The organism is Pseudoalteromonas sp. MMG022, assembly GCF_021654245.1.
Taxonomy (GTDB): Bacteria; Pseudomonadota; Gammaproteobacteria; order Enterobacterales; family Alteromonadaceae; genus Pseudoalteromonas; species Pseudoalteromonas amylolytica.
Genome location: NZ_JAKFZQ010000024.1, coordinates 1 through 14749, shown reverse-complemented (window position 1 = coordinate 14749; position 14749 = coordinate 1). Strand labels below are relative to the sequence as shown.

10 protein-coding genes are annotated in these 14749 nt (G+C 43.1%); 5 read left to right on the top strand and 5 right to left on the bottom strand.

What is annotated here, in order from left to right; all coding sequences use genetic code 11:
• The first annotated feature begins 106 nt into the window (after positions 1–106).
• On the top strand, positions 107–2707 hold the full coding sequence (locus L1070_RS17430) for an EAL domain-containing protein (RefSeq protein ID WP_237126522.1): 2601 nt from the start codon (positions 107–109) through the stop codon (positions 2705–2707).
• On the opposite strand, the gene L1070_RS17425 is transcribed toward L1070_RS17430, so the two are convergent.
• Positions 2704–3492: a hypothetical protein gene (locus L1070_RS17425; RefSeq protein ID WP_237126521.1), complete on the bottom strand. Its 789-nt coding sequence runs from the start codon at positions 3490–3492 to the stop codon at positions 2704–2706. The genes L1070_RS17430 and L1070_RS17425 overlap by 4 nt on opposite strands.
• Before the next feature lie 238 nt (positions 3493–3730).
• Between L1070_RS17425 and dbpA the strand changes: the two genes are divergently transcribed.
• A complete protein-coding gene (gene dbpA, locus L1070_RS17420; protein WP_237126520.1) occupies positions 3731–5119 on the top strand; it encodes an ATP-dependent RNA helicase DbpA in 1389 nt (462 codons plus the stop codon).
• Here the strand turns inward: dbpA and L1070_RS17415 are convergent.
• Entirely contained in the window at positions 5109–5693 is a 585-nt protein-coding gene (locus L1070_RS17415) for a DNA-J related domain-containing protein (protein WP_237126519.1), read from the bottom strand. The genes dbpA and L1070_RS17415 overlap by 11 nt on opposite strands.
• A 67-nt stretch (positions 5694–5760) precedes the next feature.
• On the opposite strand from L1070_RS17415, the gene L1070_RS17410 reads away from it, so the two are divergent.
• Complete coding sequence (locus L1070_RS17410) at positions 5761–8592, top strand: response regulator (RefSeq protein WP_237126518.1); 2832 nt, start codon at positions 5761–5763, stop codon at positions 8590–8592.
• On the opposite strand, the gene L1070_RS17405 is transcribed toward L1070_RS17410, so the two are convergent.
• The 3 genes from L1070_RS17405 to trxA all read right to left on the bottom strand — a co-directional run bounded on the left by L1070_RS17405 (position 8569) and on the right by trxA (position 11740).
• On the bottom strand, positions 8569–9825 hold the full coding sequence (locus L1070_RS17405; protein WP_237126517.1) for a methyl-accepting chemotaxis protein: 1257 nt from the start codon (positions 9823–9825) through the stop codon (positions 8569–8571). The two genes, L1070_RS17410 and L1070_RS17405, sit on opposite strands and share 24 nt — an antisense overlap.
• Before the next feature lie 120 nt (positions 9826–9945).
• Entirely contained in the window at positions 9946–11205 is a 1260-nt protein-coding gene (gene rho / locus L1070_RS17400) for a transcription termination factor Rho (protein WP_070983496.1), read from the bottom strand.
• A gap of 208 nt (positions 11206–11413) precedes the next feature.
• Positions 11414–11740 carry a thioredoxin TrxA gene (gene trxA / locus L1070_RS17395; RefSeq protein WP_070983497.1) on the bottom strand — a complete coding sequence of 109 codons (327 nt, stop codon included), beginning with the start codon at positions 11738–11740 and terminating at the stop codon, positions 11414–11416.
• A 91-nt stretch (positions 11741–11831) separates the two neighbouring features.
• Between trxA and rhlB the strand changes: the two genes are divergently transcribed.
• On the top strand, positions 11832–13106 hold the full coding sequence (gene rhlB / locus L1070_RS17390) for an ATP-dependent RNA helicase RhlB (protein ID WP_070983498.1): 1275 nt from the start codon (positions 11832–11834) through the stop codon (positions 13104–13106).
• A gap of 44 nt (positions 13107–13150) precedes the next feature.
• Entirely contained in the window at positions 13151–14653 is a 1503-nt protein-coding gene (gene gppA, locus L1070_RS17385) for a guanosine-5'-triphosphate,3'-diphosphate diphosphatase (protein WP_237126516.1), read from the top strand.
• Positions 14654–14749: the final 96 nt, after the last annotated feature.

The window sequence follows — 14749 nt, the reverse complement described above, 5'->3', positions numbered from 1 at the left end:
TCTGCGCTTTATTTGATATTGTGCAATACTTAGTGCCTTAACGTGTTTTCAAAGGATATGCTTTGTTTTATAGTCATTTTCAAGCCTTTAAGTCTGTGGTGGCTGGATGAAAATAATAAAAATAATAATCGCGTGTCTGTCGCTCTGTAGCAGTGTGGTGAATGCATTGTCTGTTGATGATCCAGTATTTGTAGAGCACAGTGCTGTGATGTTGGTGATCAACCCTCAGTCGGGGCAAATTATCGCTGCCAATAAAGCAGCTGCAAAATTTTATGGCTTTTCGCGTACGACACTCGAAGCAATGCTGATACAGGACATTAATCAGCTTAACGCAGAGCAGGTTGCAGAGGAACGATCGCTGGCTGCAAGTGAAGGTCGAAACTATTTTATCTTTCGCCACCGCTTGGCGGATGACACCCTACGCACAGTGAGTGTTTACTCAACGCCATTTGTCGATGGCGCAGGACAAACTCAGCTACTCTCAATCATTCATGATATAAGTGCTCAACGAGCGCTACAAGATTCACTATGGTATTACCAAAATAAACTAGAAGAGCAAGTTGCTGCACAAACACAAGAAATCCAGCAAATGAGCAGCTTGAAAGTGTTGTTACTGGCATTAATCATCGCCATTTTGCTGGTTTCGATTCTTGTGTTAGGTGCACTTTTGTTACGCTTAAGGGCTGCCAAGCGACGCTCGGAGGCACAAGGCGCGAGGCTAAAAGCCATTTTCAATGGTATTGATGATTTGCTTATTTTTACTGATGAACAAGGGCAAGTTTTGTCAGTAAATAAAAGGGTGGAAGATATCTTCGCAGCGCATGGCTCGTTAATGAATAAGCCAATTGGGGAAGTACTGCATGATAGTCGCAGTGCTGAGCAAGCAACGTGTTATCAATTGCCTTACACATTGGAGCTGGGTAATAAACAGTGTACTTTTAGTATCACTAAAACCACTGTGTTGGATATTAATCAGCAGCTATTAGGGTATATCTATGTGTTACAAGATATCACCGAACGTCTCGCTCGTGAGCGTGAGCAGCGATTAGCTCAGACCGTATTTGACACCACCACCGAAGGGGTGCTGGTGTCTGATAGAGACAACCGCATTCAAATGGTTAACCGTGCGTTTACTCAGATCACGGGGTTTGAAAGTGATGAAGTATTGGGCCAAACGCCCGCGATGTTTAATTCAGGACACCATAGCAACGCCTATTTCAACCAACTTTATCAAACCTTAAATGAGCGGGGGCACTGGGAAGGTGAAATCTGGAATCGTCGAAAAATGGGAGACGTTTATCCGAGCTGGTTACAAGTTTCAGCCGTGTTTGACGAGCAAGGTAATATTGAAATGTACGTGGCGTTGTTCAACGACATTACCTCACGCAAACATCATGAGCAGCTAATGTGGCAACAGGCCAACTTTGATACATTGACGGGACTTGCCAATCGACATCATTACCACGAGAAGTTTGATACAACACTTGCTGCGGCAAAAGAAAACCATACCCGTTTTGCCATTTGTTTTATTGATTTGGACCGCTTTAAAGCAATAAACGACACGCTCGGTCATCATATAGGTGATTTGCTGTTGATTGAAGCGGCGCAGCGTATTCAGGACTGCACACGCAGCAGTGATGTGGTGGCAAGACTAGGCGGAGACGAGTTTGCAATATTGTTGACGGACATTAAACACATTCGTGATGTAGAAGCTATTGCCAACAAGATTTTACACCAGTTAAGGAGCCAGTTTGTACTGGAGGGCCATGAGGCATTTGTGTCGGGCAGCATAGGGATTACGTTTTACCCTGACGATGGTGATGAAAGAGAAGTGCTATTACGCAACGCAGATAGCGCAATGTATAAAGCCAAAGAACACGGGCGAAATTGTTTTCAGTTTTACACTTCCATGATGCATGAAAATGCCAAGGCGCGCAGTCAGCTTGAGGGGGCGCTTCATAAGGCTTTGATAAACGAGGAGCTATCAGTTGTCTATCAGCCAATTCTTGGCAAAGATAATGAGCGCATTGGGTGCGAAGCGTTGCTACGTTGGCACAGTGAAACACTCGGTGACGTCTCTCCTGGAGAATTTATCCCTGTTAGTGAGGAGTTAGGACTCATTCTAGCGATGGGAGAGTGGGTGCTATTTCAGGCATGTAAACAGGCCAAACATTGGTATGAGAAAACCAAAACGCCTTTCTTTGTCACAGTTAATGTTTCTAGCACGCAGTTCAAGCGGCAAGATGTATCTACACTTGTGGCAACGGTGTTACGTGAAACAGGGTTACCTAGTCACGCACTCACTTTGGAGATCACAGAAAATGTGTTGGCTGACAACTCTGAGCGTATTCTTACGCAGCTAAGAGCGATTCGTGATATGGGAGTTGAGCTGGCAATTGATGATTTTGGGACCGGATACTCGTCGTTGAGTTACCTTAAGCGTTTTCCGCTTTCAAAGCTGAAAATTGACCAGGAGTTTATCCGTGATTTGCCCCATGATGCGGAAGATAGAGCTTTGGTCAGCGCCATCATTTCCATGGCGGCAAACCTAAACCTACAAGTGGTGGCTGAGGGCGTTGAGACTGCAGAGCAGTTGGGGTTATTGAAACAACTCGACTGTGATTTTACACAAGGCTATTTACATGCCCAGCCTCTATCACCGGATGAGTTTGATGTATATTTAGCGCGTTTCAACGAGGGTTGCTAACACATTTTAGGGTGCTCAGCGCAAAGTGCTGAGAGGGCTTCCTGAGCTTTTGGGTTGTGTTGTTTTGCTGATTGTTGTAACCAATAAATCGCCTGTTTCAGATCTTGTGAGCCACCTTGTGCCAGTCTAAGCATACCGGCCAAATTATATTGTCCCCAACTATCTCCTTGCTTAGCCGCCTGTAAGAACTCTGCTCTGGCTGCTTTAAAATCTCCTTGACGAAATAACGTAACGGCTTGGTCATTGTGTGAGTTTAAAGCGACCGAAGCTTTAGGTAGATGATTGATAGCAGTGGGTATGGCGCGCCTTTTAACAATACCGCCAAGTACATAAATATCGTTAGGGCGATAGACACTATCAATGGCCTGTCGTTCAAACAGAGAGGGTAATTCAGCGCGTTCGAATGTCATTGTTTGCTGCCTAAAGTAGCTATCTAACATTAGGGAGTCTAGTTTAATGGCGCGCTGCGCACCATGTAGCTTTCGATAGGTAAAGCTGCCTTGCAAGAGTTCAATGTGTGTCTGTGACACCTGTAATACTTGAGCGACGCGATATTGTGCTTGATATTTACGTTGTGTTTCGAGGTGTCCCATGTTGAGGATCCAGACATCGTGTACTTCTGGCTGCGCTAGTAGGGCGCTTTGTTGTGATTGAGCGTGTTGATACTGGTAACCCAAATAGCCTACGCACAGCAAAGAGGTGGCTATGAGCAAAGGGCATCTGTAGTGAATGATGCATGTTTCAACGAACTCATGAAGCGCATAGACTAAGCTCAATGATGCCATAGGGCCACTCCCTTGATTAATATTTAAAGTTTAGTTGTTCCTTCGACACAGATAAGGCCGCAGGAGGTATACCATATCACTTTGTCTAAGCGAATGTCACAGTGTAGGTGACTGATAGAACTTCTCAAAGGTAATACCAAGTAGCATCAAGCAGGCGTAAATACTTGCCGTGATGTGATACTCGCACACACAGATTTCTGCTAGAATCTCGAATCATTTAATCCTTTGAGAACGGCACATGAGTTCAGTTGCATTTAACACCCTACCTTTGGCCCAGGAGCTATTGGATACCCTGACTGATTTAGGGTTTAAAAATATGACGCCCATACAAGCGCAAAGTCTACCCGTAGTTTTATCTGGCAAAGATGTCATTGCTCAGGCCAAAACGGGGTCGGGTAAGACCGTCGCATTTGGTTTAGGAGTATTGTCACGCTTAAATGTTGCTCGCTATCGAATTCAAGGGTTAGTGTTATGCCCAACCAGAGAGTTGGCTGAGCAAGTGGCTACGGAGCTACGCAAACTTGCTCGAGGCATCCATAATATTAAGATTTTAACCCTGTGTGGTGGTGTACCCATTGGACCACAGATTGGATCTTTGGAACATGGTGCGCACATCATAGTCGGCACGCCTGGCCGAATAGAGGATCATCTGTTTAAGGGCACGCTCAATCTATCTGAAGTATCTGCGCTGGTATTAGATGAGGCTGACCAAATGCTGGACATGGGTTTTGCTGATGCGCTAGATAACATTGTTTCTTATTTACCACAGCAAAGGCAAACCTTGTTGTTCAGTGCGACCTATCAAAAGCGCATTGAAGAAATTGCCGAGCGTGTGATGCACTCACCTCAAATGATTAAAGTTGAAGAACAAACGGTCAATACCAGCATCAAGCAACTGTTTTTTAAGCTGGATAATAACAAACTACGCTTTAATACCTTGAGACTGTTGCTGTTACAACACAAGCCGCAAAGCTGTGTAGTATTTTGTAATACCAAGGTTGAAACACAAAAAGCCTGTGATGAACTACGTGCTGCTGGCTTTAATGCGGTGGCACTGCACGGTGATTTGGAACAAAGAGAGCGAGAACAAACTCTGATCCGTTTTGCTAATAAGAGCGCATCTATTTTGGTTGCAACAGACGTGGCTGCGAGGGGCTTAGATATAGATGATATGGATATGGTGATCAACTACCATCTTGCACACGACCCGCAAACGCATGTGCACCGTGTTGGACGCACAGGTCGAGGAGGAAAGAAAGGCTTAGCTTGTTCAATCTACGGCGAGAGCGAAGCCTTTAAAGTGGCTCAGATTGGTGATGTATATGATCGTGATTTTGAACCTGCGCCCATGCCATCGTTAAGCTTACTTGATAAGCCTCCCTATAAACCAGACATGGTGACGCTGCAAATAGATGGTGGTAAAAAACAAAAGGTACGCCCAGGTGATATTGTAGGAAGCTTAACGGGTGAACAAGGCATCGCTTTTACACAAATTGGAAAAATCAATGTGCTAGATAACAGTGCTTATGTGGCTGTCGCCAGAGAGGCTGCAAAGCCCGCGTTTCGTAAGCTGAGTGAAGGCAAACTGAAAGGTCGTAAATTTCGCGTTCGCCGTATCAATCAATAACAGCCAGATGCGCTTTAAGTAAGTCATACTCTTCTTTGAGTTGTTTAAAGCGCTGTTCGCAGCCTGCATCTTTATCAGGGTGCTGTAATACAGCTTGTTGTCGCCACGTTCGTTTGAGTTGCTGCCTTTGGTATGGATAGGGTAATTGCCAGTGCTTACAAATACCTTGGATCACTGTAGTGGGTATGTTTGTTGGTATGCTAGGTGGTGCAAAACTTTGCCAGAATGTATCGAGTAACTCTAATACCTCTTCCTTCGTAGTTTCATAATTTTCCCAGTCCAAGTAATAATCTCGCAGTGGATCAGGTGGTAGCGGCGTATTTTTGGAAATATCTACTAACTGAATATGCATGCTGCTAACACTGAGGAAAAGACCTTCCTGTAATAACTCAGTTTGCAACTGGTACAGTGCATTCATGATTAAAAAGTTCTTCTTAAACAGTTCTTTATTTGGCTCTGAGTCTAGTTGAGGAAAGGCCCGTCGGTGGCTTAACTTGCCCGCTAATGTATGAACTTTGTGTACTTTTTTATCACAGATGATGAGGAAAATAGTATCGACTAAAGGGTTGAGCATTGTTCCACCAATTGAGTTAGTGTATCTTCAGCATAGCATTATTTTGTAGCAGGTGGTGGAAACAAGGATGGGTAAAAGGCTTATAGGTAGAGCGCTGATATATATAATGTTGATTTTCAACATAACCTTGGCTGTTTCTGCGCAAGAGCCCACGCCGTCGCTTGATACCCAGATAGAGGCGCTTGGAGATTTAGAAAGCTGGCAAGATATTTCCATTAAAGGCCATCAGCTACTTTCCCATCCAAATTTAAACTCAAAGCAGCGCTTTGAGTTACTAAAGTCACTCGCAAGAGAGGCGTTTGAACGTGACGACTTTACTACCACAGAGCAATACCTTAAAGAAATAGAGTTGGAATATGTGCAGCAACCGCTCAGTGATGAGTACTATTTTGCCACCAAACTTTTGGCTATCAACGCGTATCATCAAGGATTTTATACCACAGCTATCCCTCAGTATTTAAAAGCACTAAATATTGCGAGCAAACGCAATAATCCATTAGAACAAGCCAACATGCATAACAACCTAGGATTGACTTATGTTAAAACCAATGAGCTAGGTTTAGCGATTTCTCATTTTGGTGAAGCACAGAAGTTTTATCAGGGCCTAGGAGAAATGCAGCATGAGGCGGATATCATGCTCAATATGTCGGTGGTTTACATTCGTCAATATCAGTTTGATGTTGCCCAAGAGATGATCAACACCGGTATGAAAATGTTTTCAGAGTTGGGTGATAGCTATGGGGTTGCATTGGCAAACACATATTTGGGGGAGTTATTCAGTAAGAAAGGCATGACGCACTCTGCGCGATATCACTTTCAGGCAGCGATAGACTACTACGAACAGCAAAATAATATGGATCATTTGATGGTTCAGCATGCGAATCTCGCAAATGTGAGTCTCGTGCAAGGGGAATTTGATAAAGCAGAAAAAGAGGCCAATTTTGCTTTGTATTATGCGGAGAAAATAAATAGCGACACTGGGCGTATGTCTGCCTTGTTTCCACTGGCGAAAGCGATGTTTGTGAAAGGAGAGTTAGTTAAAGCGGAACTGATGGTTAATGAGGCTATGTCATTGGCCACCGAAACGGGCGCGCGTTATTTAGAAAAAGATGAGCTTGCAACATTGGCTCTGATCCAAGCTGGCGCGGGGAAGCATGAACAGGCACTGTTAAACTTTACGCGCTATCAAACAAATCAATATGAGTTTTTGAACAAGAATGTTCTCGCCAAAATGATGGAGTATCAAAACCGAATTGAAGCCGCTGAGTTAAATAGAGAAATTACAGAGCTGAAGCAAAAGCAAGCATTTCAAACACTACAAATAGAAAAGCGTGAGCAAGTGATCTGGTTAAGCTCCATGGTGGTGTTGTCGCTTTTTATTGCTGTCGTCAGTCTGTACTTCAAGCAAGCTGAGAAGAATGCGAAAGTTGAACTGCGCGAAAAGGTTGCAGAGAGAACCGCTGAGTTACAGCGTGTTGCGGATGAACTGCGAGAAGCTAACCAAGTCAAAAATCAGTTCCTTGCCAACATAAGCCATGAGATCAGAACCCCCTTAACCTCGATTATTGGACAGGCCGAGGCTATGTTAAATGAACATGGGCAGAACTTTGAGCTCAAAACATCGCTTGGGGTTATCCAGCGCCAAGGAGAGCACCTAAAGGATTTAGTTAGTGATGTGCTTGACTTGAGTCGTATTGAAGCGCAGCGCTTAGACTTGGAATACACAGAGTTTTACTTACAAAGTCTACTCGATGATATTAGTGACATGTTTTATAACGCCTGTAAGGTGAAAGCGCTGCAATTTAGTATTGAAAGCGACAATGAAGAATCAGTCATGGTTAAGCTGGACTATGTTCGTCTTAAACAGATCCTGATTAACTTGTTGGGGAATGCAGTCAAGTTTACCGAGCACGGAGGGGTCGAGCTACAAGTAAGTTGCCAGCCCTCTGGGTTGATTTTCAAGGTTTTGGATACCGGTATCGGTATGAGCCAAGAGCAACTGAGTCGAGTATTTGAAAGCTTTCAGCAAGGTGACAACAGTATTACCCGTCGTTTTGGAGGATCAGGCTTAGGGCTGTGCTTATCACAGCAGCTGACTGATATGATGGGCGGTAGCATTAGTGTCAATAGTGAGCTTAACAAGGGCAGTGAGTTTATTGTTTATATTCCATGCGCACCACAACAGCGCGAGTTACCACAAAGTTTAGAGCAACAGCAAGAAGTTAGTTGGGACTATGGGAAAGTGCTTGTGGCCGAAGACCATGATGATAACCGCGCACTTTTTAAACGGCTGATTGAGCAACTTGGTCTAGAGGTAGTGGTAGCGAGAAATGGTGAGGAAGCGGTAGAGCTGTGCCTAAGAGAGTATCCTGATGTTGTGTTAATGGATATACAAATGCCAAAAATGGATGGTGTAGAAGCGCTTAACCTGCTACACCAATCTGGTTTTGACCAACCGGTGTATGCATTGACTGCTAATGTAATGGAACATGAGATACAGTCATATTTAAAAGCAGGATTCAGCGGGCACTTGGGTAAACCGCTTGATCGCAAGCTATTAATTAAAGCTTTGCAAAGGCATATATCAACAGCATCGGAGTTGGTATCTAGTCAGGTAGATATTAGTGATTTGGCAGCAAGTTTTGTAGCAACATTATCCAACGAGCGCTCTGTAATCATTGAGCTTTGGCAAACTCAGCAGTGGGAAAGCTTACAGCGCGCATGCCATCGCTTGTCTGGGGCTGCGAGTACATTTAGTTTCATATCTTTGGCAAATACTTCTCGACAGTTGGAGCAAATGCTATCAAAAGAGCAGTATAAGCAAGCCGAGCATTTGTATCTGATTTTGTGTGACGAATTACAGTATCTCGGCTTGTCAGAACAGCTCGACGTCGGATGAGCTTTCTTTTTCAGTCTCGCTGGGTTTATCTTGGGCCAGATTTTTATCTTTGGGCTCTCTTTGCGACATGTCGGGCGGATCATAGTCTGCTTTAAACAGCGATAATTTTTCATGTATGGTAACAGCTAAATTGAGCAAGTCGCTGCTGGATACGGCTTGAATTTTAGAGTTAGATAACGCATCGGAATTTAACTCTACCATCGACTCAATACTACTTTGTGCTTCATCAGAGACCGCTTTTTGCTGCTCCACTTGGGTATGAATACTTTGAGACATATCGTTGACGTTCACCATCGCTTGTTCAATTTGATCCATTTCTTTCGTCGATGCTTCTGATAGCGATACCGTTTGCTCTGTTTGTGTTAACGCCTCCTGCATTAAGCTATGAGCACTATCGGTACCAGCCTGAATTTTGGTTACCATGTCTCGAACTTGCTGGGTAGATTGGCTGGTTCGTGCGGCAAGGCTACGTACTTCATCAGCAACAACCGCAAAGCCACGACCCTGTTCACCCGCTCGGGCTGCTTCAATAGCAGCATTGAGCGCAAGTAAATTGGTTTGCTCAGCAATAGAGTTAATGACATCAATGACAGAACTGATGGAGTCACTATCTGCTTTGAGCGCCTCAATCTGTTTACTGGTTTGTTCAATATTATCTACAAGCCCAAGTAAGCTTCTTTGGCTTTTGTCGGTATCTTGGCGAGTTTGTTTGACGGCGTGTGTTGCCTCCTCGACGGAGTGATAGATCTTTTCTAAATTCTCATCAAGTTCCCTAGATACTTCTAACATACGGTTTATTGAAGACGCTAAATCTTGGCCATGAGCATGTTGAATGGACGCTTTTTGTGTCATAGATGCATATGTATCGCGCAAGTTATCGGCCATTGGTGAAAGCCTTGCTGATGAGGCATAAACTTCACCAATAATATGCTCAACGGTGATCAAACTGGCATTGAGTGCTAAACAGGCTGGGGGGATGTCTTTATCATTTTCATCAAAGCGAAAGGTCAGATCAATACAACCCTCGTTGACCAGTTTCTGCACAAGCATGTCTAAATAAGAGGTATCTTGGCGCTTTCGATGATAGTAGAGGATGCAGCCCGACATGATGATAGATGAGGCTATGGTGAGTATCGTAATTGCACTCACGGATAATGAAAAGAGCACGCCTATGCCTATCAATAATAAGGCATTAAGGGCTAACAAAAGCATAGCTAGGTGCAGTGACTTCATTGTTTAACGAGTCCATTTAAGTTTTAAAAGACTCATAATATATAGTTGATAAAACCTACTTAGCCAAGCGATAGGTAATAAAAAAGCCTGTAAAAACAGGCTTCTTTTAAACTTTAATTGCTACTTTCTTCGCATTAGATCAAAGAATTCATCATTTGTTTTACTCATTGATAGCTTATCAATGAGGAATTCCATGGCGTCAATCTCCGACATCTCGTGAACTATCTTACGTAAGATCCACATTTTCTGTAGCTCGTCGGTTTTCGTCAGCAACTCTTCACGACGAGTACCTGAGCGGTTGAAATCAATAGCTGGGAAAACACGTTTTTCAGCAATCTTACGATTAAGATGCAGTTCCATGTTACCGGTACCTTTAAACTCTTCGTAGATAACTTCATCCATTTTAGAGCCGGTATCGATAAGAGCAGTTGCGATGATGGTTAAACTACCACCTTCTTCAACGTTACGGGCTGCACCAAAGAAGCGTTTTGGCTTATGTAGTGCGTTTGCGTCTACACCACCTGTTAATACCTTACCTGATGATGGGATCACGGTATTGTAAGCACGAGCTAAACGCGTGATTGAGTCAAGTAAGATAACAACATCTTTTTTGTGCTCGACCAAACGTTTAGCTTTTTCGATAACCATTTCTGCAACCTGTACGTGGCGGTTGGCTGGTTCATCAAACGTAGAGGCGATTACTTCACCTTTTACTAGGCGTTGCATCTCGGTTACTTCTTCAGGACGTTCGTCAATTAACAATACCATCAGTGTTGCATCTGGATTGTTATAAGTGATTGACTGCGCGATGTTTTGAAGTAGCATGGTTTTACCAGCTTTCGGTGGTGCAACGATAAGCGCACGCTGTCCTTTACCGATAGGAGAAGCAAGATCTAATACTCGTGCTGTGATGTCTTCAGTACTACCGTTACCACGTTCCATAACAAAACGTTCGTTCGCGTGGATAGGTGTTAAGTTTTCGAATAGTATTTTGGTACGAGAGTTTTCGGGTTTATCGAAATTAACCTCATTGACTTTCAGTAACGCAAAATAACGTTCACCATCTTTCGGTGGGCGAATTAAGCCGCTGATGGTGTCACCGGTGCGCATACTAAAACGTCTAATCTGGCTTGGTGAGACATAAATGTCATCTGGCCCAGCTAAGTAAGAAGCTTCTGATGAGCGTAAAAAGCCGAAGCCATCTTGTAGAATTTCTAAAACACCGCCGCCGTAAATGTTTTCGCCACTTTTGGCGTGGGCTTTTAAAATGGCAAAAATAATGTCTTGTTTTCTTAGACGGGCTACGTTTTCGAGTCCCATAGACTCGGCTAGTTTTACAAGTTCGTTGATTGACTTGTCTTTAAGTTCGCGTAAATGCATATTGGTGGGTTCTTTATTACAATTGTCATTCTCGTAAACGAGAGAGGTTGATTTGATAAATCTAAAGGTTAGTGGTGATATAAATTAGCAGTTAGGTCGCTGGGCGTCCAGTCTTTATACAAATTTTGTGTGAAAAATCTAAAATTAAACTGGAAACAAGGCAATATGCACCCGATTTTTAATTCTCGGGTACATATTTAAGGCTTTGTTAAGCGTTACTTTCTAAGAACTCGACAAGTTGAGTTTTAGATAATGCGCCTACCTTAGTTGCTACCACAGCACCATCTTTAAATAGTAAAAGGGTAGGAATACCACGAATACCGAACTTAGGTGGTGTACCTGCATTTTGGTCAATGTTAAGTTTACCTATGGTTACTTTACCATCAAACTCTTCAGCAACTTCGTTTAAAATAGGGGCGATCATTTTACAAGGACCGCACCATTCTGCCCAAAAATCAACAAGTACAGGCTTGTCTGATTTAAGTACATCTGCTTCAAAGCTGTCATCGGTAAGTTGAATAATTTTGTCGCTCATTGCGCTCTCCGTTAGAATTTGGCGAATTATTTAATGCGTATTTAAACACTCTTGTTTCTTATTGCAAGTTTAAACGTTATGCTTTATCGCTATGACTAAGACACATTTGACCAATAAAAAATTTTCTGACTTTGCTTTAGCGCCGGAAGTGGTCGCCGGCTTAACCGCGAATGGCTTTGAATATTGTACGCCAATCCAAGCAAAGTGTTTGCCTTTTGTTGTTGATGGCCGTGATATTGCGGGCCAAGCTCAAACGGGGACAGGTAAAACTTTGGCTTTCTTAACAGCCACTTGTCATCGTTTGATGCAATCAGAAGGCATTTCCAGAAAGCAACCAAGGGCACTGATCATGGCTCCCACTAGGGAGCTGGCGATTCAGATACATAAAGATGCAAAAATTATTGCGCCACACTGTGATCTCAAACTAGGTTTGATATATGGTGGCGAAGACTATGAAAAACAACGTGCACAGTTAGAAAATGGTGTAGATATTTTAATTGGCACGACCGGACGCCTAATAGATTTCTACAAACAAGGCGCGTATAGCCTTAATGAAATCGAAGTTGTGGTGTTGGATGAAGCTGATCGCATGTTCGATTTGGGCTTTATTAAGGATATTCGTTATTTGTTCAATCGGATGCCGGAGACATCTGAACGACTAAATTTATTATTTTCGGCGACCCTATCGTACCGAGTTCAAGAGTTGGCTTTTGAGCATATGACTAACCCTGAACATGTACAGATTGAGCCGGATGTGAAAACTGGTAAGCGTATTCAGGAAGAGTTATTTCACCCTTCGCACGATGATAAGATTCCATTGCTACTGACTTTAATTGAAGAAGAGTGGCCGGATAAAGCGATTATCTTCGCTAACACCAAGCAAAGTTGTGAAAACGTTTACGCGTGGCTGAAAGCCGATGGACATCGAGTGGGGCTACTAACTGGTGACGTCAATCAGAAAAAACGACAGAGTATTTTGGCGCAGTTTACCAAAGGTGATGTTGATTTTCTGGTCGCAACTGATGTGGCAGCGCGTGGGTTACATATTCCAGAAGTAAGTCATGTCTTCAACTTTGATTTGCCTGATGATTGTGAGGATTATGTTCATCGAATTGGGCGAACCGGTCGTGCAGGTGCATCGGGACATGCTATCAGTTTTGCTTGTGAGCAATATGCCTACAACTTACATGAGATCGAATCATACATCGAACATGCAATTCCGCTGTCGCATTATGATAAAACAGCTTTGCTTGATGACTTAACTAAGCCTAATATGCAAAGAAAAAGGAACTACTCATCTGGACCACGCAACCGTAATAACGGCCGTCGCCAAGGTAGTTACCAAAAGTCGCGCTCTAATAATTAAATTAGAGCGATCACATTGGTACTTGTTTCTAGAGGTTTACATTAGTGGGGCAGAAAATTCCTCAAAGTAGCGTGTTCGCGGTTATAGACCTAGGTTCAAACAGCTTTCATATGCTTATTGCAAGACATGTTGCGGGTGGTGTACATACTATTGGCCGTGTTAAACGCAAAGTACGTTTGGCTGCAGGTTTAGATAAAAACAATGTGTTGTCAGAAGAAGCGATGCAAAGAGGATGGGAGTGTTTAGCCCTGTTTGCAGAGCGATTACAAGATATACCCAAGGCAAATATTAGCATCGTTGCGACAGCAACGCTTAGACTGGCCAAGAACGCGGAAGAGTTTAAAACGCGGGCAGAGCAAATCCTCAATCATAAGATCAATGTGATTAGTGGTGAACTAGAAGCTAAGACTATTTATAAAGGTGTTGCGCACACATCAGCTTGCCAAGGTCGCCAATTAGTGATTGATATAGGCGGTGCGAGTACTGAAGTTGTCATTGGTAAAGGATTTGACGCCCTACTATATAAAAGCTTAAACATGGGCTGTGTTACTTTTCTCGAACAGTATTTTTCGGATGGTTTACTTAGCTCCGAGAACTTTGATCAAGCTATCATTTCAGCAAAAAAAGTCGTGTCACCAATACAAAAAGATTTTGTTGCGCTGGGATGGGAGCTGGCGATAGGTGCTTCTGGCACTGTGCAAGCCATTCAAGAAATACTCGCGGCAGATGGCCAATCTGACTTACTAACGCTTAAGAAGCTTCATGATATTCAGGCGCAAGCTATCGCTTGTCAAAGCATAAGCAAGCTTGATCTGCCTGGACTCAGTGAAGAACGCAGATTGGTATTTGTATCTGGGTTAGCTATCCTCATAGCTCTTTTTGAATCACTACATATAGCGCAGATGGGGCTTGCGGGCGGTGCTTTGCGTGAAGGTGTGCTATATAGCATGATCCCAGAGCTTCACAACTCAGATATTTGCAAACGCACATTAGATAGTTTTATGGACCGTTACCATGTAGACAAACGCCAAGCTAGCTATGTTGCTGAGCTTGCTTTGTCTTTAGCTAAACAGCTAGCAGATACGTGGCAACTAGATCTTGAACTGACCAAGAAGATAATTAGTGCCGTTGCTTGTGTGCATGAAATTGGGTTAATTGTGGATTATAAGCTTTATCATAAACATAGTGCTTATATTCTGACTCATACGGGTATGCCCGGTTATTCAAAAATAGAAAAACAGATGATCGTTGCGTTAACCTCATCGCATAGAGCAGATCTCAATTTGAATAACTTTGCTAATCTAGGGGCTCACACTAAAGCCTCGCAACGACTAAGTCGTATTGTTAGGCTTGCGGTTATTCTATCAATGCGCAGACAAGACGATATGGTGCCGCCTGTTATGGTTTCTGCAGATGCTCTGGAACAGCTAGTGCTAAGTTTTAAAGCAGATTGGCTAGCGAATCATCCACTTATGGAAAGCGAATTACAACAAGAAGCGCAATATCAGCGTAAAGTCGGTTGGAATATACAAATAAAGCGCGATTAAGCGCTTTATTTGTATATAAAACTATCAAAAAATATAAGTTCCGCTCAAAAATAATGCGAACGGTCTGTTTTTATCACTTTTCTTCGATAATTCTGT